Origin of the sequence: Acinetobacter sp. Marseille-Q1623 (assembly GCF_902809895.1) — a bacterium.
Taxonomy (GTDB): domain Bacteria; phylum Pseudomonadota; class Gammaproteobacteria; order Pseudomonadales; family Moraxellaceae; genus Acinetobacter; species Acinetobacter piscicola_A.
In genome coordinates, this window is record NZ_CADDWG010000001.1 from 446,614 (window position 1) to 465,634 (window position 19,021).

General features: G+C 37.7%; 16 protein-coding genes and 1 tRNA gene. 6 read left to right on the forward strand and 11 right to left on the reverse strand.

Annotated elements, in window-relative coordinates; all coding sequences use genetic code 11:
* Positions 1-69: 69 nt before the first annotated feature.
* The 6 genes from metF to HUV91_RS02095 form a co-directional block, all read right to left on the reverse strand.
* Positions 70-906, reverse strand: a complete 837-nt coding sequence (metF, locus tag HUV91_RS02070; protein WP_174492370.1) for a methylenetetrahydrofolate reductase [NAD(P)H] — start codon at positions 904-906, stop codon at positions 70-72.
* 186 nt (positions 907-1,092) lie between these two features.
* The gene (gene ahcY, locus HUV91_RS02075; protein WP_174492371.1) at positions 1,093-2,475 is read right to left on the reverse strand and encodes an adenosylhomocysteinase; all 1,383 of its coding nucleotides are present in this window, start codon (positions 2,473-2,475) and stop codon (positions 1,093-1,095) included.
* A gap of 391 nt (positions 2,476-2,866) precedes the next feature.
* Positions 2,867-3,376 carry a tetratricopeptide repeat protein gene (locus tag HUV91_RS02080; RefSeq protein WP_174492372.1) on the reverse strand — a complete coding sequence of 170 codons (510 nt, stop codon included), beginning with the start codon at positions 3,374-3,376 and terminating at the stop codon, positions 2,867-2,869.
* Positions 3,377-3,674: 298 nt separating this feature from the next.
* On the reverse strand, positions 3,675-4,061 hold the full coding sequence (locus HUV91_RS02085) for a carboxymuconolactone decarboxylase family protein (protein ID WP_130073132.1): 387 nt from the start codon (positions 4,059-4,061) through the stop codon (positions 3,675-3,677).
* Positions 4,062-4,236: 175 nt separating this feature from the next.
* Positions 4,237-4,641, reverse strand: coding sequence for a hydroxyphenylacetyl-CoA thioesterase PaaI (gene paaI / locus HUV91_RS02090; RefSeq protein WP_174492373.1), 405 nt, complete (start codon positions 4,639-4,641; stop codon positions 4,237-4,239).
* Positions 4,642-4,849: 208 nt separating this feature from the next.
* Positions 4,850-5,638: a pseudouridine synthase gene (locus HUV91_RS02095; protein ID WP_130073134.1), complete on the reverse strand. Its 789-nt coding sequence runs from the start codon at positions 5,636-5,638 to the stop codon at positions 4,850-4,852.
* A 453-nt stretch (positions 5,639-6,091) separates the two neighbouring features.
* On the opposite strand from HUV91_RS02095, the gene icd reads away from it, so the two are divergent.
* On the forward strand, positions 6,092-7,345 hold the full coding sequence (icd, locus tag HUV91_RS02100; protein ID WP_174492374.1) for an NADP-dependent isocitrate dehydrogenase: 1,254 nt from the start codon (positions 6,092-6,094) through the stop codon (positions 7,343-7,345).
* A gap of 358 nt (positions 7,346-7,703) precedes the next feature.
* The gene (locus HUV91_RS16720; protein WP_416377013.1) at positions 7,704-7,829 is read left to right on the forward strand and encodes a hypothetical protein; all 126 of its coding nucleotides are present in this window, start codon (positions 7,704-7,706) and stop codon (positions 7,827-7,829) included.
* 55 nt (positions 7,830-7,884) lie between these two features.
* Here the strand turns inward: HUV91_RS16720 and HUV91_RS02110 are convergent, their stop codons facing one another.
* Positions 7,885-9,072, reverse strand: coding sequence for a YbfB/YjiJ family MFS transporter (locus HUV91_RS02110; RefSeq protein WP_174492376.1), 1,188 nt, complete (start codon positions 9,070-9,072; stop codon positions 7,885-7,887).
* A 373-nt stretch (positions 9,073-9,445) separates the two neighbouring features.
* Here HUV91_RS02110 and HUV91_RS02115 point away from each other — a divergent pair, with 373 nt between their 5' ends.
* On the forward strand, positions 9,446-10,837 hold the full coding sequence (locus tag HUV91_RS02115) for an L-cystine transporter (protein WP_130073138.1): 1,392 nt from the start codon (positions 9,446-9,448) through the stop codon (positions 10,835-10,837).
* Between the two features lie 69 nt (positions 10,838-10,906).
* On the opposite strand, the gene HUV91_RS02120 is transcribed toward HUV91_RS02115, so the two are convergent.
* Positions 10,907-11,200 carry a hypothetical protein gene (locus HUV91_RS02120; protein WP_174492377.1) on the reverse strand — a complete coding sequence of 98 codons (294 nt, stop codon included), beginning with the start codon at positions 11,198-11,200 and terminating at the stop codon, positions 10,907-10,909.
* A 231-nt stretch (positions 11,201-11,431) separates the two neighbouring features.
* On the opposite strand from HUV91_RS02120, the gene HUV91_RS02125 reads away from it, so the two are divergent.
* Both HUV91_RS02125 and HUV91_RS02130 read left to right on the forward strand, forming a co-directional pair.
* Positions 11,432-12,262 (forward strand): PhzF family phenazine biosynthesis protein, encoded by an 831-nt coding sequence (locus HUV91_RS02125; protein WP_130073139.1) that lies wholly within the window; start codon positions 11,432-11,434, stop codon positions 12,260-12,262.
* Positions 12,263-12,414: 152 nt separating this feature from the next.
* Positions 12,415-15,183 (forward strand): M16 family metallopeptidase, encoded by a 2,769-nt coding sequence (locus HUV91_RS02130; protein WP_174492378.1) that lies wholly within the window; start codon positions 12,415-12,417, stop codon positions 15,181-15,183.
* Between the two features lie 117 nt (positions 15,184-15,300).
* Here the strand turns inward: HUV91_RS02130 and HUV91_RS02135 are convergent, their stop codons facing one another.
* Complete coding sequence (locus HUV91_RS02135; protein ID WP_130073141.1) at positions 15,301-15,753, reverse strand: DUF2726 domain-containing protein; 453 nt, start codon at positions 15,751-15,753, stop codon at positions 15,301-15,303.
* A gap of 57 nt (positions 15,754-15,810) precedes the next feature.
* Positions 15,811-15,886, reverse strand: a tRNA-Asn gene (locus HUV91_RS02140).
* A 535-nt stretch (positions 15,887-16,421) separates the two neighbouring features.
* On the opposite strand from HUV91_RS02140, the gene mhpT reads away from it, so the two are divergent.
* Positions 16,422-17,624 carry a 3-(3-hydroxy-phenyl)propionate transporter MhpT gene (mhpT, locus tag HUV91_RS02145; protein WP_174492379.1) on the forward strand — a complete coding sequence of 401 codons (1,203 nt, stop codon included), beginning with the start codon at positions 16,422-16,424 and terminating at the stop codon, positions 17,622-17,624.
* Between the two features lie 356 nt (positions 17,625-17,980).
* On the opposite strand, the gene HUV91_RS16535 is transcribed toward mhpT, so the two are convergent.
* Positions 17,981-18,976, reverse strand: coding sequence for a helix-turn-helix transcriptional regulator (locus HUV91_RS16535; protein WP_217431186.1), 996 nt, complete (start codon positions 18,974-18,976; stop codon positions 17,981-17,983).
* Positions 18,977-19,021: the final 45 nt, after the last annotated feature.

Consider the following 19,021-nt stretch of genomic DNA (forward strand, 5'->3'; position numbering starts at 1 on the left):
GCGCTTCATTGAAATAGATTTCAATTTGCTCAGGGAAAAAGAGATTAGGTATGAAAGAAGTTTAAAAACTTATGCTAAACCAAGATCTAGCACAAGTTGGCGGTTGGGTTCTGTGTGGTTCATGGTGTAGAAGTGCAAACTTGGGGCACCACCTGCAATGAGACGTTCGCAGAGTTTAACAACGACTTCATGACCAAAGGCTTTGATTGAAGCGGTGTCATCACCATAAGTTGCGAGTTGTTTACGAATCCAACGTGGAATTTCTGCACCTGTACCATCTGCAAAACGAATCAAATTGCTTGCATTGGTAATTGGCATAATGCCGGGTGCAACAGGAATATCCACACCTTCTTTTTGAATGCGATCTACAAAATAGAAATACGCATCTGGATTAAAGAAGAACTGCGTCAGTGCTGCATTTGCACCTGCACGAGCCTTGTCACAAAAGCGCTGAATATCTAAGTCAAAGCTGTCTGCTTGAGGATGCATTTCAGGATAAGCTGCAACCTCGATATGGAAATGATCACCTGAATGTTCACGGATAAAACGAACCAAGTCAGTTGCATAAGGTAATTCACCTAAGCCCACTTGACCAGAAGGTAAGTCGCCACGAAGTGCAACAATACGGTCAATGCCTTGTGATTTATATAAATCAAGTAATTCAGCAATACGTTCTTTACTGTCACCTATACAAGAAAGATGTGGAGCAACAGGTGTGCCTTTACCATTAAAGTCATTTAATGTAGACAATGTGCGTTCACGAGTCGAACCACCTGCACCATAAGTCACAGAGAAAAATTCTGGATTTAATAACTGAAGTTCTTGATGAACAACTTTAAGCTTTTCCGCACCAGCATCAGTTTTGGTTGGGAAGAACTCAAAGGAAATCGGGACACGTTTCGTCATGTTTAAGTCCTTTTTTATAAATACTTTTTATTTAAAAAAAATCCCCTCATCCTAACCTTCTCCCTGAGCCATATATGGCGCAAGAGAAGGGACTTTTACAATGAAGAGTTCCCTCTCTTGCGCTTAGCTTCAAAGCAGTGCTTGAAGTACGCTCAGGAGAGGGTTAGGGAGAGGTATTTATAAAACTTAGTATTTATAAGCTTCAGATTTAAATGGACCTTCAACAGCAACACCCAAGTAATCTGCTTGCTCTTGAGTTAATGTTGTTAATACACCACCAAAACCTGCAACCATTGCCGCAGCAACTTCTTCATCTAATTTTTTAGGAATAAGTTCTACGCGGATTTTTGCCGCTTTTTGGTCTTCAGGAAGATCAGCAAATTTTTCAGCAAATAAGTGCATTTGACCGAGTACTTGGTTCGCAAAAGAACCGTCCATTACACGTGATGGGTGACCTGTTGCGTTACCAAGGTTTACCAAACGACCTTCTGAAAGAAGGATTAAATAATCGTTTTCATTTTCTGTACGATACACTTGATGTACTTGTGGCTTCACTTCAACCCATTTGTAACCACGTAAATAGTTGGTGTCGATTTCAGTATCGAAGTGACCGATGTTACACACAACTGCACCCGCTTTTAAGCTGTCTAACATCGCAGCGTCACATACGTGGTAGTTACCCGTTGTTGTGACGATCAGGTCAGTGTTTTGAAGAAGGTCAAGGTTGATGTCTTCTTTCTTGCCAGTTTGTACGCCGTTTTTGTACGGAGCAACAACTTCGTAGCCGTCCATGCATGCTTGCATTGCACAGATAGGGTCAACTTCAGTGACACGTACAATCATGCCTTCTTGACGAAGAGATTGTGCAGAACCTTTACCCACGTCACCATAACCGATTACAAGCGCACGACGACCAGATAAAAGCATATCTGTACCACGTTTGATTGCATCGTTTAATGAATGGCGGCAACCGTATTTATTGTCATTTTTAGATTTAGTCACAGAGTCATTTACGTTGATCGCAGGAACTTTTAAAGTACCATCACGGTGCATTTCATACAGACGTTGAACACCTGTTGTTGTTTCTTCGGTAATACCGTGGATTTTTGCAATCACTTCAGGATATTTTTCATGAACAAGTGCAGTTAAGTCACCGCCATCATCCAAAATCATGTTGGCATCCCAAGGTGTGCCGTTGACATTAATTTGTTGTTCTAAACACCAAACGTATTCTTCTTCAGTTTCGCCTTTCCAAGCAAATACAGGAATACCTGCAGCAGCAATTGCAGCAGCAGCGTGGTCTTGCGTAGAGAAAATATTACAAGATGTCCAACGAACTTCTGCGCCTAATTCAACCAGTGTTTCAATGAGAACAGCAGTTTGAATGGTCATGTGGATACAGCCAAGAATTTTTGCACCTGCAAGTGGTTTTGCAGCAGCATAACGCTTACGAAGACCCATTAAAGCTGGCATTTCTGCTTCAGCAAGTTTGATTTCTTTGCGACCATAGTCTGCAAGTGAAATGTCAGCAACTTTATAATCTGTAAATGAAGCATTAACCGCGTTCATCACGATCTCCTTAATAAAAATAAAAATTGATCAGTATGTTCGCGGATGCCGTTGTTAGTATATCTGAATAGAATACCGATGGTCGAGCCTAGCGATCTTACATTTAGTGCCTGTAAGAAAGTCGCAGCATCCCTCGACTGTGGCGTATTGTACTTGGAAATTGCTTTGATTCCAATGTGATCTTGTTGCTTTATTCATCGAGCTGTATCTCAATGCCTAATTTTGTAAGCTGATATTAGATAGCTTCTTCTATTCTTTGAAATCACAATGTTCGTTCTGTTAAATTATGTCTTTCATTATATTTTTGAATTAAGCGATCAGTTTAATCTTGAAGCTTTTTGATCAGAATGAATAAGCTCATTGAAAAACATATTCAATGAGCCTATTACCTTTATTCTGCAGCTTGCACTTTTTCTGCCCAAAAATCAGCTTTTGCTTCATTAATATCCACACCCAAACCATGTTCATAAATGGCGACAAGATCACGCATGGCTTGTACTTCGCCAAGTTTAGCGGCTTGTTCTAGCATTTCGATGGATTTAAGCACATTTTTTTCTACCACATCACCACGGCGGTAAAAATTGGCTAATTCAAAAATGGCAGCAGGGTGATTGTGTTTAACAGCTTGTTCTAACCAACGATGTGCATGTTCAAAGTAGGCTTTCGCTTCTTCAGGATCTTCTTCTAACATGTCTTTTGCATAGACTGCATAGCCTTCGCCCAACCAGTACATCGCTTCAACATGCCCCAATTGTGCGGCTTTGAGTGCCCATTCTTCTGCCAATTCAACATGTTCATCTTTTTCACTTTGCATATAAATTTCAGCAAGTTCAAATTGAGCATTACGGTTGCCAGCCATTGCACGGTTATATAATTCAGTTGAAATAGGGAGATCAGACATATTCAAAAATCCAAAGCATTAGAGCGTTATAGCCTAAAAGGTTACCACAAAAAGCCAATCCGAAGATTTGCATCATTAATAGAATGAGTTGGATCATTGAAGACTAAAAATTAAGATCATGATCATAGTCACCTTTGGACGATTCTGAAGTAATTTTAAGTCAGATAATGAAACCCTCTATAAAGATATTGACTCATTAAATGATGTGTATTTTGGGGGCTTAAAACTACAATTTAGATTTAAAATATATAGTTTATGAAGGCTAGATTGGAACTAGCCTTATTCTGTTATTTCTATTCTATTTAGTTTGTGAGTATTCATTAATTACTTCGAGTGCCGCACGAAAAGCTTCTTGCGTGGCAGGTGCTCCACAATAAGGAAGGCTATGCAACAGAACTTCTTGGATTTCTTCAACAGTTGCTCCATTGTTTAAGGCGCCACGCACGTGACCTTTTAATTCAGTTGGGCTTTTTTGCGCCGTTAAAAAAGCAATGGTAATGAGAGAGCGATATTTACGTGGTAACACGCCTTCACGTTGCCAAGTAGAACCCCATGCATGTTCATTAATCCAATCTTGTAAAGGTTGTGTGAAAGGCACAGTATTTTCTTGTGCACGTTTTACAAAACTTTCGCCCATGACTTCTGTGCGAACTTTTAAGCCATTTTCATAATCTTGTTGTGACATTGACCTTGATCCTGATCATTTAATAGTATGTGCTATAGCCTAAAGCTTTTTATACAGAAAACCATAAGCGGAACGTCTAAGTTCAGAAAACTATTGTACTTGAGTGCTGTAAAAAAGCTCAAAGGTTTACCGCAATATTGAGTGATCTGTTCTGTCTTATCTGCTTTTGGTCATATTAAGTGTTTTGAATCTTCTTGACCATGCGTGATACACCTCGAAATTCTGCAATAATTTCATTGTGTTGGTTGGTAAGCGTAATATCGTAAATTTCAGAACGACCGCTAGGGGCTTTGAATAGCGCTTTTGCAGTTAATGTATCGCCGACTTTTGCTGGTTTTAAATAGCTAATCGTACAATGTTGCCCAACCGCAGTCGTTTCAGAATTACAGGCAACCGCAAATGCACCATCTGCAAGCGTAAAGATGATACCACCATGGCATGTTCCATGTCCTTGCGTGTGTTGAGTCGTAATGGTTAAGGAAAGCTGTGCTGTTTTATGTGCATAGTGATCAAGATGAACACCTAAATTTTGCATCACGGCATCATTTTCAAAAACATTTTTTTGCAAATCCTGTGTCATATTAAAATCCTATTAGTGATACTTAATTATTTTTAAATATAAAATAATGTATCATAAATAACATTTTGCTAGCGCTAAGACAAGATGAATAGCTGCTGAAATTTAGAGGATTGAAAATCGATGTATTACAATGATGATCAAAATATGGGCTTATGGGAGTGAGAAAATTAAAAAAGCCCACTGTGTGAGCTTTTTAAAAGCTTAAAAATTAACGTCCGTTACGCCCCCGACCACGTGGTGCTTTAGTGTTTGGACGTGTGGTGCCATTAGTTTTACGTTTTGGTCTTTCACTTTCATCCATCTGCCAAATACGCTTTGTCCCTGACTTTTTCACAGAGCCATCTTTATTTTTACGAACCATCGGTTTACCGCCTGTACCACCCGGTTTTTTCACATAAGAACGTGAACGATAAGGTTCTTCCGCAGGTACATTTTGAAAGTCAGGATATAAAAGAGGTTCGATTTCTTTAGTTTCCCCTGGTTGTAAAGCCATTTGTACTAAATCAATCGCACCAATTTTCGTCCGAATTAAACGCAAAGTTGGAAAACCCACAGCCGAAGTCATACGACGAACTTGGCGGTTACGACCTTCACAGATTGAAATTTCAATCCAAGAGGTTGGAATATTGGCACGGAAACGTACAGGAGGATCACGCTCCCATAACCATGCTGGTTGCTCAACTTTTTCAGCTTTAGCAGGCAAAGTCATACCATCTTTGAGTTCAACACCTTGACGCAGTTGCTCTAAAGCTTCATCAGTCACGTCACCATCGACTTGAACTAAATAGGTTTTAAATTTTTTATTGGCAGGGTTGGTAATATATTGGTTGAGTCCGCCGTGATCGGTAAGAAAGACCAAACCTTCTGAGTCCATGTCCAAACGACCTGCCAAACGCAAAGTCGAATCTTGGACGAAGTCAGACATGGTCATGTGGGCTTCATCTTTACGGAATTGGGAGAGAACCCCATAAGGTTTATTGAGAATAACAATTTTCATAAAATTAACTGTTTAAATAGAAATATCGTGGGGTATGAACGAGGTGAACCGTTGACTTACCCATTTAAAAAAGGGGCGTGGGAGTGCGGAAAAATTGAAGCCCACAGAATGTTATGGATTATAACAGAATTAAATTTGATGCTCTGCACATTTCTCTATAGATATTTGCTCTTAGAAAGGCTTGACTTAAATAGACATGAGCAATTTGGGGCTATAAACCCTGATGTGATATTGAATTTAAAATAAAAATGATCATAGAAATAGACGTGAATTGAGATCAATGTAAAAACAATGTATTTCATTCAATAGAGAAATGTAGTTATTCCTGATATAAATCTCAAAAGTATGCAAATTCGATTAATCTGTTATAAATAAACACAGATGGAACAAATCGTTTCTGAGCAATTATTTTTATTTTACAAATGCTAATTATAAAAAGGGAGCACCTGCACAATGGGTTATCAAAAGATCGTTGTACCTGCGGATGGCAGCAAAATTACAGTTAATGCAGATTTATCCTTAAATGTTCCCAATCATCCCATTATCCCATTTATTGAAGGCGATGGTATTGGCGTCGATATTACCCCAACCATGAAAAATGTGGTGAATGCAGCCGTACAAAAAGCTTATGGAAGTAAACGTTGCATTGAATGGATGGAAGTGTATTGCGGTGAAAAAGCCAATAAAATTTATGGCACTTATATGCCAGAAGAAACTTTTGAGGCCTTGCGTGAATATGTAGTCTCAATCAAAGGGCCTTTGACTACTCCTGTTGGCGGGGGAATTCGCTCGTTAAATGTAGCATTGCGCCAAGAATTAGACCTCTATGTCTGTGTACGTCCTGTACGTTGGTTTAAAGGTGTACCATCACCAGTACGTCATCCTGAATTGACGGATATGGTTATTTTTCGTGAAAATTCAGAAGATATTTATGCAGGCATCGAATGGCAAGCTGATTCACCTGAAGCGAAAAAAGTCATTAAATTTTTAAAAGAAGAAATGGGTGTTACAAAAATCCGTTTTGAGGAAAATTGTGGTATTGGCATTAAGCCTGTGTCTAAAGAGGGTACACAGCGTTTGGTGCGTAAAGCCATTCAATTTGCCATTGATCATGATAAGCCGAGTGTGACGTTAGTTCATAAAGGCAATATCATGAAATATACCGAAGGTGCATTTAAAGAGTGGGGCTATGAACTTGCGATTGAGCGTTTCGGTGGAGAGCTAATCGATGGTGGTCCTTGGGTGAAAATTAAAAACCCTAAAACGGGTAAAGATATTGTCATTAAAGATGTGATTGCCGATGCCTTTTTACAGCAAATCCTGATGCGCCCTGCAGATTATTCAGTGATTGCAACCTTAAATTTAAACGGTGACTATGTTTCTGATGCCTTGGCTGCAGAAGTGGGAGGAATCGGGATTGCACCAGGGGCAAATATTGGTGGTGCAATAGCTGTATATGAAGCCACACACGGCACAGCACCAAAATATGCAGGTCAGGACAAAGTGAACCCAGGTTCAATCATTTTGTCTGCAGAAATGATGCTGCGTGATATGGGGTGGATTGAAGCTGCTGATTTGATTATCAAGGGTATTTCAGGTGCAATTGCAGCGAAAACTGTGACTTATGATTTTGAGCGTTTAATGGAAAATGCTACATTGTTACGTTGTTCTGAGTTCGGAAATGCGATCATACAACATATGGATTAAGATTTAGAACGCAAACAGAGCCTGCAAAATTTGCGGGCTTTTTATTGACGCTGAACTTGTAGAGATAGATGATCAATTGGATTAAGTCTTTCAGTGATTTAAAACTAAGTAATTTAAAAATAATCAGATCAAGCGATGAAGGGGAGGTGATGATGTATGATTTTATGTTTGAACAAAATTTTAGAAGTTCTGTGTTTATTGGAAAATATCAATTTAATGCGATGAATTTACATCGAGTGCGATTGAATCAGCTGAATTAACAGGTTTTACATGGGTGAAGAGCAATTTACGCGGTGCGTTTATTGCTCAGTCAGAATTTAAAAATTGCCATTTTATTGGTGCGAATTTGCTTACACTGATGATCAATGACTGTCATTTTGAAAATTGTATTTTTGAGAATTGTGTGATGAAACATATGCAAATCATCAAAACAAATTTTGTGAATTGTGACATAGATTCGCTGCTTGATTTAGATTTTATGTAGGAAATAGATGAAATATTTCCTACACAGTTCAAATATTTTTGGATCAGAAAATCTCTTAATGCTGTGTATATTTAGGCAAAGTAGTTCGTGAACTATAGACAAAAAACTGTACCGTTCCCAATAATAAAACTATTGCCGCCAAAACAAATTGTTGATGATAAGACACACCAAAATGTTGCAAAGCACTAAAACATAAACCACCAATCAATTGCGTCAATGCAAAACATAAAGTCGCCATACTCCATAGTTTTTTATATGCTCCACCATATAAATGCATAATAGTATAGGAGGTCAAAAATACCACCGCAGGATTCAGCAGACCTGTAAAAAATGATGAGGTATAAGTCAATATAGGGTGAATATTGAACACCGCAATGATAATTGCAATCACATAAGCGCTATATAAAAGTTTCAAAGCACTAAAATGCCCAAACTTTCGTGCACAGAGATACGCTGTCACCGCACCTAAGGCACTACCTGAACCGTATAAAATCCAATTTAAATTAATATGATATAAATCAAGACTCAATGTATTCCTTAAATAGTCAATCCAAAATAATGAGTGTGGTACATAGGCAAAAGCACTGCATGAATAGACGATCAATAAGCAAAAATACATGCCATCAATGATGCTACCTTGTTGTGTCACTGCCTGAATACGGCTTAAATGCTGTTGGAAAATGTTGAGCAAATTAGAAAGAATGAAGCAAATAAATAAGGCAAATGCAAATAAAATGAGCCATGCCATCTGTGTGGAGATACGGTCTAAAAATGGCATAAATAAAGTTGCTAACAGCACCCCAATGCCAATACCACTAAAACCAATAAAATTAATTTTTAAGCGATCTTGAGCAGCACAACATTGCACAACAACACTAGGTGCAAGAATCATCAGCAAACCACCACTGATGCCTGAAATCGTACGCCAGACGATATACCAAAGCTTGGGAAAGTCAGCAAAGGCACAGCTTAAAAGACTCATTGTTCCGGTAAAAGCAGCGTAGCGTAGATATTTTGCCATGCTTTGATTTTGTGGTAATTTCATCGCAACAAATGCACCAATCAAATAACCGAATAAATTGGCACTGCCCAAAATACTGGCAAAATTTGTTGTCCATTCATAACTTTCGCGCGTTGAGGGTAATAGGGCTGTGTAGGAAAAGCGAAATAAGCCGATGCCTAGGCATGTACTTAAGCACAGGAAAAGGCTGAGTTTAATTTTACTAATCTGAGTGTCATCCATGCTATTTTTTATCTTTCGGTCAATATTTAAACTCACCCTAAATCTCTTCGTGGTACTTGGCAAGTCATAAACATGATTTATTTAAAGGATATTTCTGTTGTACATGAACGGAGCATCAATGGTGTGAAATATTCATTTCTTTCAATGTAGAAAAAATGTGATTGCGGTTTGAGTTTTATGTTAGATTTTTTGCGTGATTTATTTTATTTTCAGAAAAGCTTAGCAATTTTTTAGATATATAGTCGAATATATTGATATTACAAATAATTCATCTGCCAATAAAAAGTACAGTGTTATATATAAAAGTGCTAAAAAATCATGGCTACAGCTGAATTGCAATATAATATGGCAGTACGAAATTTTGGAAAATTAAATGAATTATCCACTCGTTTTGAATATTTTAATATTCTTAGCTCTCATTTATTTACTTTCACAAACCCGAAAAACCGACTGGAGTTTAGCCAAAAAGGTTTTTGCTGGTTTGTGTTTAGGTGTCGTTTTTGGCTTAGCATTACATTGGATCTATGGCGCACAACCTGAGATTTTAGCTGAATCTATTCAGTGGTTTAACATTGTAGGTAATGGTTATGTGAAACTTTTACAAATGGTGGTGATGCCGTTGGTCCTGGTTTCAATTTTAAATGCGGTAATCAAATTACATGATGCCTCATCGCTCGGAAAAATAAGTATTTATAGTATTGGTACTTTATTAACTACAACATTTATTGCAGCATTAGTGGGAGTATTTGTTACTAATTTATTTGGGTTAAGTGCAGCAGGTTTGATACAAGGTACACAAGAAACAGAACGTTTAGCCAAAATTAATGCCGAATATGTCGGTAAAGTAACCGATCTGAATGTTCCTGATTTTATTCTTTCTTTTGTTCCAACTAACCCTTTTGCCGAAATGACAGGTGCACATCCGACTTCAATTATTAGTGTGGTGATTTTTGCGACTTTTTTAGGTTTGGCAGGTATTCAGCTGATCAAAGATGCACCTGAGAAAGGGCAACGTATTGTCACCGCCATTGATACTTTACAAGCATGGGTGATGAAACTTGTACGTTTGGTGATGTTACTGACTCCTTATGGCGTATTTGCTTTAATTACCAAAGTCGTTGCCAGCTCTAAAATGGTGGATATTATTAATCTGGGCGGATTTCTTGTTGCATCCTATCTTGGATTGGCAATCATGTTCGCTGTCCATGCGATTATTTTAACTTTGACAGGAATTAATCCGCTGCGATTCTTTAAAAAAGTATTACCCGTGTTAACTTTTGCGTTTACCAGTCGTTCAAGTGCAGCAAGTATTCCTTTAAATATTGAAGCACAAACACAACGTTTGGGTGTGCCTGAGTCGATTGCCAGTTTTTCAGCATCTTTTGGGACCACGATTGGTCAAAATGGGTGTGCAGGTTTATATCCTGCTATGCTTGCGGTCATGGTCGCGCCAACAGTGGGGATTAATCCTTTAGATCCAGTGTGGATTTTGACGCTGGTTTGTATCGTCACTTTAAGCTCGATTGGGGTTGCGGGTGTAGGTGGTGGTGCAACATTTGCTGCTTTGATTGTATTGCCTATTATGGGCTTACCTGTGACTTTGGTTGCATTACTGATTTCAATTGAACCTTTGATTGATATGGGACGCACAGCATTGAATGTCAATGGTTCAATGACGGCAGGTATGGTCACCAGCCAATTTATGGGGCAAACAGATCAGGCTATTTTGAGCAATGATGCTGATTTGGAATTATCAAATCGTTAAACTTTTGCGTTAAAATGACTAGAATATAAAGTCATTTAAGCCCGTGGAGCATCAGTAAATGAGTGAAATTTACTGATGCTTTTTTGTGTGTACTGCATTACACTGCGCCAATTCAGCAGATTTATAACTCCAAATTTGACCGTGAGTATTTTTATAAAATCGCAAGGGTCCTGTATGTCTTACCAAACCTTGACATGCTTCAAGTGATAACTGCTCACCAAAAGAACCTGTCACACGACACACACTGCCATTACATTTCCATAGTAGCTTTGCATGATTTTGCATGACGACCGTTACTTGTCCTTTATAGCGAGTTCCTGCCATCCATGTGGTATTTTTTGCATGGACAATGGGGCTAATCATAAAAAGACTCAGTATTAAACTGAGTATTAGATGATGGATTATTCTCATAAAATATCTACTATTTTACCAACAATACTGAGTTATAACATTGATTGATCTCTAAAGCAGCGGCTGATTATGACAATAAGTTTAAGTGCATAGGACTTAGATCTGTATCTATTTAAAAACAAATGTTGTATCTGTATTCATTTTTGATTTGGCTTAAAATAAGTGGAAATGAGGAGTTTTACCATGAAAATGTACCAAGTCGATGCTTTTAGCCAAAACTTATTTAAGGGAAATCCTGCTGCTGTATTGGTCTTAGATGAGTGGCTAGAGGATGCTTTGATGCAGAATATTGCTTTAGAAAATAACTTAGCAGAAACTGCTTTTATCAAAAGAATTGATGACAGTCATTTTGAAATACGTTGGTTTACTCCGGTACTTGAAGTTGATTTTTGTGGGCATGCGACTTTAGCATCTGCATTTGTATTATTTAAAGATTATACCGTTGAAAAAACTATTCATTTTCATGTTAAAAATCTCGGAATATTTATCATTGAGCAAGCTGAAGATGGCAAAATCAAAATGAATTTTCCGATTCGTGCAGCACAACCGCTAAAGGATTATCCAGACTTACTTCATCATGTTATTGATCAGCCTATTCAAGCGGTGTATGAAAATGCACAAGCATTTATTTTAGTGCTTGAATCAGCACAAGCGGTCATTGATGCTGTGCCAAATTTAGTTGCTATCCAAAAGTTAGCAGAAAGTTATAAAGTAAGTACCACGATTACTGCACACGAAGATCAGCCTGATGTCACCATTACGGCCGCATCTGATCAATATGATTATGTTGCACGTTATTTTGCACCTCATAAAGGCATCAATGAAGATCCTGTGACTGGTTCTATGCATACAGGTTTAGCCCCGTTATGGGCTGAAAAATTAGGCAAAAATCAACTGATTGCTTATCAAGCATCTGCACGAGGCGGACAACTATATTGCAAAATTTTGGATGAAAATCGTATTGAAATTTCAGGCTATGCCAAACTATATATGCAGGCAGAGCTTTATATTTAATCTGAATTTAATTGTCGTGTAGCAAGAATAGAACAAAAGCCGTTGAAAAAAACGGCTATGTTTTCAAAAAATTACTGTTTATTTGTTTCAGGCTTTTTTAAGATAAGCTATCCATAAGTTTTTAAAATTTCTCAAAAAAATCTGGAATTTCTATGTTAATGCGGTTCAAAAAACTCACTTTATCACTTTGTTTGTTGGGAATCAGTGCAACAGGCTTTGCACAAACGGTTTTAGTTAAAACTGAACATAATATTGAAGAATATAAGCTCGACAACGGCTTTCGGGTGTTATTGGCACCCAATGATAAAGAGAGTAAGGTCTTTGTGAATACTGTGTATTTCACAGGTTCTTTAAATGATCCCAAAGGCAAAGGCGGTTTAGCACATTTACTTGAACATTTGGCATTTAAAGGCACAGAAAATGTCAAAGGCGAAGAATTTCAGCGCCGTTTAGACCGTTATACCTTAATGACCAATGCAAGTACGGATTATTATTCAACAAAATATACCAATATCGTACGTCCTGAAGCGGCTGCTTTAAATGAGATCATTTATTTAGAAGCTGAACGTATGGATAAATTAGTTCTACAAGAAAAATATGTACCGTCTGAAATTAACATCGTCATGCGTGAGCGTGAAGTGCGTATGGATCAGCCTTTTGCGGTGTTGATGGATCAAATGTGGAAAGCCGCCTATGGTAATCAGTCCTTAGGGCGTTTACCTATCGGTGATTTATCTGAATTACAATCGATTAAAATGAATGAGTTAAATAAATTTTATAAAGATTGGTATGCACCGAATAATGCAGTGATGGTGATTTCAGGTAAGTTTGATAAAGCCGAAGTGTTAAAGCAAATTGATAAAAACTTTAGCCCGATTCCTGCACGTGCCTTACCACAGCAAGCGCAAGTTCCGCTGTTAGATTCTGCGGTCGTGAAAAGTCGCCAATTTTTAGTACAAAAGGGCAGTGATTTAGCCAAGTTTAATATCTATATGAATGGGAAAAACCAAGCGATTCAGCCAGCACTTGCACTAGCGCCTTATTTATATACCTTACAACCCAGTGGTCATTTATATTCCAATATGGTGGAAACAGGCATTGCCACCAATGTGCAATCGACCACATGGTTAGATGATGACTTTAACTTGGTCTTTATGGGGGCAATTTATTCACCAAAACATGATGAAAAACGCATTAGTCAATCTTTGATTTCAGAGATTGAAAAAAATCCCAGCTTTACTGAGGTTGAGTTAAAGCGCGTAAAAAATCTTATGAAAAATGCCCAAGATAATCTGCTGAGTAGTGCCACTTCTGTCGGTTCTATGCTGAGTGAATATGTGGTGTCTTCGCATGGTGATTGGGCGCAATATTTTAAAGATCAGCAAGCGATTCAAGCCCTAACCGTAGAGCAAACCAATAAAACGTTGAAAGAATTTTTAAGCGCACAACATCGTTTTAGCGGTGACATTCAACCGACACCTGAAGCACAAAAGAAAGCCTTGGAACAGAAACAAAGCACTGAAAGTAATAAAACTTTAGATCAGCAAATGGTTGCAGAAGAACCATTAAAATCAGTCGATGAATATAAAAGCGAAGTTGCTGACTATGTAAAAACGTCTCAGCAATTGTTAAATCAAACTGAGCAAAAAATTCAGCGTGGTACGCTAAAAAATGGCATGCAATATGCGTTATTTCCAACCACAACCCGTGATGACAAAACGTATGCCACAATAAATATCGGTTTTGGTACAGCGGAATCTTTATTTAATAAAGATGAAATTATTGAATTTACATCTTATTTATTATTAAGAGCGTCGGATAAATATAGTTTGCAAGACATTGCCGATAAATCGATTGAAGCAGGTGGCTTGGCGACAGCAACTTCGGCAGACAATGGGATTCAGATCCAAATTTCAGCGAAAAGTGAAAAATTTGATGACTTTTTCCAATATATTGTTGAGGTGTTGAAAAATCCTAAATTTGAACAATCGCAGTTTGATTTGATTAAATTACAAAGTTTAGCCACTTTAGATCGACCTTATACTGAGCCTGAAACAGTGGCAGCTTTGACTATTTCTCGTTTATTAGAAACCTATAAAGCGGGGGATTTACGTTATCACTATGAACCTGAGCTTGCAAAAAAACAAATTAAGGCAATGACCAATCAGCAAGTGAAAGATTTGTATAAAAAATTCTTTGCAACGCAACATGCCCAAATTGCGATTACAGGTAAATATGATGCAAAGCACATTGAAAATATTTTGAATCAGCAACTTGGAAATTGGAAAAGTAAAGAAAAATATGTGCGTTTAAGTGGCGATTTTGATCAGTACAAAGCACAAAAAGTACATGCTTTATCAGAGCAACGAGAGTTTGGTAATTATCAAAGTATTTTAACGATTCCTGTTGGCGCATATCATAAGGATGCTCCAGCTTTGATTGTATTGGACAGTATTTTAGGTGATTCACAACTGTCTTCACGTTTAGGTAAAGAATTACGTGAAAAGAATGCTTTGGTATATGGTTTTGGTAGTCAGTTACAACTAGATGATGTGGTTGACTCGGGTGCAATTAAAGTTGAAGCCAACTATACAGCAGGTAAATCCGCACAAGTTTCACAAGTGATTCATCAAGTCTTTACTACACTTTTAAATCAAGGTGTAACCGAGCAAGAAGTGGAAGCAGCCAAAGCACGTATTATGAAAAAACGAGTCACTTCACTTGAAGATGATCGTATTATTCATCAAATGCTTGTGCCACAAATGCAAAACCAAAAGACTTTAAAAGATCGGGCGATACGTGATCAAGAATTTGCTCAGTTAAGCAAAGCGGATATTGATGCGGTGATTAAAAAATATATCAAATTAGATCAATTGGTTGAAGTCATGGCAGACCAATATGGCACTGCGCAAAAGCCTTAATTAAATGAAATAAATATTCTCTCCTTGTAAAGCACTGAAATATGCTTGATCAATGAGAGTTTTTTATGTATTGAGTCATGAGCTCAAAGTTATATACGATCCACGATCGGGTTGCCTTTATTGTATATTTTTAAAATCTTTTCTTAATTGTTGCAAGGTTGGAATTTGGGTATATCGGAACACGATATAACCCGCTTCATGCAACATGTCATCGCGTTCTGCATCTCGTTGCTCTTGTCCGATGTGGCTTGGGTCATCCAACTCAATAATTGCTAAAACTTGAAAATGATCATTCACAATCACAAAGTCAGTGACTTTACGATTAAAACGAGCACGAAACTTATATTGTTTACTGGTCAATAGCGCACTAAAAGCAACTTGAGCCAAGATATGATATTGGGGGAAGGCATCTTTTAAACGCACAAACATTTTTTGTTCAAAATGGGTAAGAATAGGTTTTGAATAATATTGTTGTTTTTTAAATAAATGGTGACCAAAACAAATCATGAAAAAAGCGAGGCAAGCAGCACAGCCGATAACAAAAAATACAATTTCATGTAAATCAAACATAAAAGACAATCTTAAAAAAGAAAAAACCCACTCAATCTAGAGTGGGTTTTTAGAATTTGGCTCTCCAACCTGGGCTCGAACCAGGGACCTGCGGATTAACAGTCCGTCGCTCTACCGACTGAGCTATTGGAGAATCTGAGACGCATTTTAGTGATGGAACTGAAGATGGTCAAGGGAAATATGCAATATTTCCCTATAATTACTTGCGTTTGATATAAATTTAACCATTTCAAGGGGTTTATAGACAATGGCGGTGAAAAATTGGCTGAAGAATTGGTTTTAAATACAAATTCGAATGAGATGAGGATTATTCTTACGTTGTTCTAAGAATATCGTGGAGAATTTATTGAAAAAATTATTGCAATCGTCATGACAACGTCGATGAACTTGCAATTCATCAACGAAAAGTAAGTGTATAGATTTTATCTATGGCTCAATTAGTGAAAGCTTTTATTTGAATAAGTATTTGAATCATAATATAAATATATCTATTTATTTGTAATAGCGATTAATAATTTAATTTTTAAGTCTTATTTATTTGAAAAATTAGGCTATTTCCTACGGCAAATCCGACCATTGTCGTGCTATGTCTTCTTGGGATTTGATTCCACAATAGCCGAGCAAATCACTTAGGTATTCGGTTTGTTCACTATTGATGGAGATCAATCATGGCACAACAGTCAAGAAAGGTGCAAAAAATACTCACTGTATTTTTATGTTTCTGGGTCGCATTTTTTGAGGGATTCGATTTACAAGCACCTGGCATCGCTGCAAAAGGAATCGCAGCGACATTTGGTTTAGACCAAGTACAAATGGGCTATGTCTTTAGTTTAGGTGTTTTTGGAATGCTTTTTGGGGCATTCTTTGGGGGACGCATCGCAGATTATTTAGGGCAAAAGAAAGTATTGATGCTATCTATTGCAATTTTTGGTGTGTTTTTCAGCTTATCTGCACTCGCGCCCAATTTAGAAGTTTTATATATTTCACGTTTTGTAACGGGTTTAGGTCTAGGGGCAGCAATGCCGACGATGATTTCAGTCGTAGGGGATGAAGCCACTGAGACGAATCGAGGCAAATTAAATAGTCTCATGTATTGCGGTTTGCCTGTCGGTGCAATTTTTGTGGCAGGGCTCGCCATTTTCTTTCCAAATATACAATGGCAAACGATTTTCTTGATTGGTGGAATTACCCCTCTGATTTTGCTTCCATTTATGGCAGTGATTTTAAAGGATAAAGTAACATCAGCGGAAAATGTTACAGTAACAGCAGAACCTGTTCCAGCCATGCACGAGATTTTATTTAAAAATAATACTTATAAACAAACATTGCCATTGTGGGTGAGCTTCTTTTTCACCTTAATGATTAATTATATTTTAATCAGTTGGTTACCAAATTTATTGATGGATCAAGGTTTAAGTAAAAGCGAAGCATTTACGGTAATGTTAGTATTCCAAGTGGGTGCTGTCATTGGAACCTTAGGACTTGGATATTTACTAGATCGTCTTAAATTGTGGCAAATGGCTGTGATTATTTATACGGGTTTATTTGTTGCTGTTTTGATTTTATTTACCACACATTCGCTGGCGCTGTTGATTGTAGCAGGGGTGTTGGGAGGTATGTTTTCTACGGGTGGTCAGTCAATTTTATATGGTATTTCCCCAATTTTTTACTCACCTGCTGGCAAGGTAACGGGCGTGGGGAGTGCAATTTCTCTTGGACGTTTGGGGGCAATGACAGGACCATTATTAACAGGGAAAATTCTAGCTTTAGGCTTAGGAACGACAGGTATTTTAATCGCAAGTGCACCAGGCATTATTTTATCTGCGGTCGCAGTGACAGTACTCTCACGTTATAAAGCCAAGCAAAAGTAATTCATGGATTTTGCAATGTTGAGTGAATAGTGATCATGAAAATGGTCACTTTTTTATTTGTAAGATAAAAATATCAGGATAATTGTTTAAGATAAATTAAGAATAGAATTTCTAAATTGGTTATTTCACAATCAAAATAAACTCGGCTAAATTAAAATTACATTCAAACGAGAGGTAACAGACATGACAATGAAGAGCATTCGATTTAATACAGGCGATTTAGCTTGCTGATATTCAGGCGCTATTTTTCATTCTCCAATATTTTAAATGCAAGTATCAAATGAAAATTTGAAACTCGCATCTTTTAAAACAAGAATAAATTAAGAATATTGAAGAGCCTGCGGGGGCTCTTTTTTTTATTCTATTTCATGCACTGCATTAAACACTTCTACAGGTTCAATACGAATCAATTTTTTACCAAAACTCCTTAGCCACCAAACCAATTGTGAGGTGAAAGGAACAACCGCGCTGACTTCGTAAAGTTCATCATTGAGCTTCTTCACTTTTTGTGCCTTACTCAGCTGGCTCTCAGTAAAATATTGAGCATCATCTTCATGCATGACCAATTTTAATTCAATATTTTCAGTGGGTTTATTGAAATTAACACGGAAACCCAATGCGCCTGAGTCAATATAGACATCAATATCAAAATCCACAGGATGCAGGGCCCGGCTGTCTAAAACATGTGCTGATTTAAAACGATGTAATGCAAAAGTTTGCACTTCGGATTTGTCATGACGGGTACAGATCAGGTAAATAATGGCTCCTTTTTGCACCAAGCCAAGTGGATTTAAAATATAGGTTTTCTCTTCACCTAGATGTCCACGCGCACGATAAACGCATTCGATTTGTTTGTCTTGTAATAAACCTTCATAAATCGCTTGTTGTGCTTGACGTTCGACCATTGGGGGAATCACAGGTTGATTGGCAGGGACGATGCGTACTCGGTTAACCCACTGGCGCACATTATTTTGTGTGGAAAGACTCCGCCGTGCGAGATCAAACCATGGATTCATTTCTTCGATCAGACTCGGTGGTAATAAATGGTTAAGATGTTCTTCAACCATCATAAAGGTCACTGCCTGTGAACTGGTCATGTGCGGTAAGCTCTGAATCGGTGCATCTGAGCGCCAACGCCAACCTTGTGGCACTGTTTTGTTGTTTTCGATTGGAAAGCGTTGTGAGATTTGATTCAAGTCACGTTGAATGGTACGTAAGCTGATTTCAATACCTTCACGTTCTAAAGTTTCTTGCAATTCACGGGTGCCCATCCATTTTCCAGTAGAAAGGCGAGATAAAATTTGCCACTGACGGTACAGGCTGTTTGAAGTTTCTTTTTCTTGGGAAGACATAATCCGATTACGAAAATAAGTGAATGAAAGATAAAACCTGAATAA

What these genes read in the sequence shown, in the direction of transcription:
- metF (WP_174492370.1), bottom strand. Translation starts at nt 906, where the DNA reads ATGACGAAACGTGTCCCGATTTCCTTTGAGTTCTTCCCAACCAAAACT.
- ahcY (WP_174492371.1), bottom strand. Translation starts at nt 2,475, where the DNA reads ATGAACGCGGTTAATGCTTCATTTACAGATTATAAAGTTGCTGACATT.
- HUV91_RS02080 (WP_174492372.1), bottom strand. Translation starts at nt 3,376, where the DNA reads ATGTCTGATCTCCCTATTTCAACTGAATTATATAACCGTGCAATGGCT.
- HUV91_RS02085 (WP_130073132.1), bottom strand. Translation starts at nt 4,061, where the DNA reads ATGTCACAACAAGATTATGAAAATGGCTTAAAAGTTCGCACAGAAGTC.
- paaI (WP_174492373.1), bottom strand. Translation starts at nt 4,641, where the DNA reads ATGACACAGGATTTGCAAAAAAATGTTTTTGAAAATGATGCCGTGATG.
- HUV91_RS02095 (WP_130073134.1), bottom strand. Translation starts at nt 5,638, where the DNA reads ATGAAAATTGTTATTCTCAATAAACCTTATGGGGTTCTCTCCCAATTC.
- icd (WP_174492374.1), top strand. Translation starts at nt 6,092, where the DNA reads ATGGGTTATCAAAAGATCGTTGTACCTGCGGATGGCAGCAAAATTACA.
- HUV91_RS16720 (WP_416377013.1), top strand. Translation starts at nt 7,704, where the DNA reads ATGATCAATGACTGTCATTTTGAAAATTGTATTTTTGAGAATTGTGTG.
- HUV91_RS02110 (WP_174492376.1), bottom strand. Translation starts at nt 9,072, where the DNA reads ATGGATGACACTCAGATTAGTAAAATTAAACTCAGCCTTTTCCTGTGC.
- HUV91_RS02115 (WP_130073138.1), top strand. Translation starts at nt 9,446, where the DNA reads ATGAATTATCCACTCGTTTTGAATATTTTAATATTCTTAGCTCTCATT.
- HUV91_RS02120 (WP_174492377.1), bottom strand. Translation starts at nt 11,200, where the DNA reads ATGATTAGCCCCATTGTCCATGCAAAAAATACCACATGGATGGCAGGA.
- HUV91_RS02125 (WP_130073139.1), top strand. Translation starts at nt 11,432, where the DNA reads ATGAAAATGTACCAAGTCGATGCTTTTAGCCAAAACTTATTTAAGGGA.
- HUV91_RS02130 (WP_174492378.1), top strand. Translation starts at nt 12,415, where the DNA reads ATGTTAATGCGGTTCAAAAAACTCACTTTATCACTTTGTTTGTTGGGA.
- HUV91_RS02135 (WP_130073141.1), bottom strand. Translation starts at nt 15,753, where the DNA reads ATGTTTGATTTACATGAAATTGTATTTTTTGTTATCGGCTGTGCTGCT.
- mhpT (WP_174492379.1), top strand. Translation starts at nt 16,422, where the DNA reads ATGGCACAACAGTCAAGAAAGGTGCAAAAAATACTCACTGTATTTTTA.
- HUV91_RS16535 (WP_217431186.1), bottom strand. Translation starts at nt 18,976, where the DNA reads ATGTCTTCCCAAGAAAAAGAAACTTCAAACAGCCTGTACCGTCAGTGG.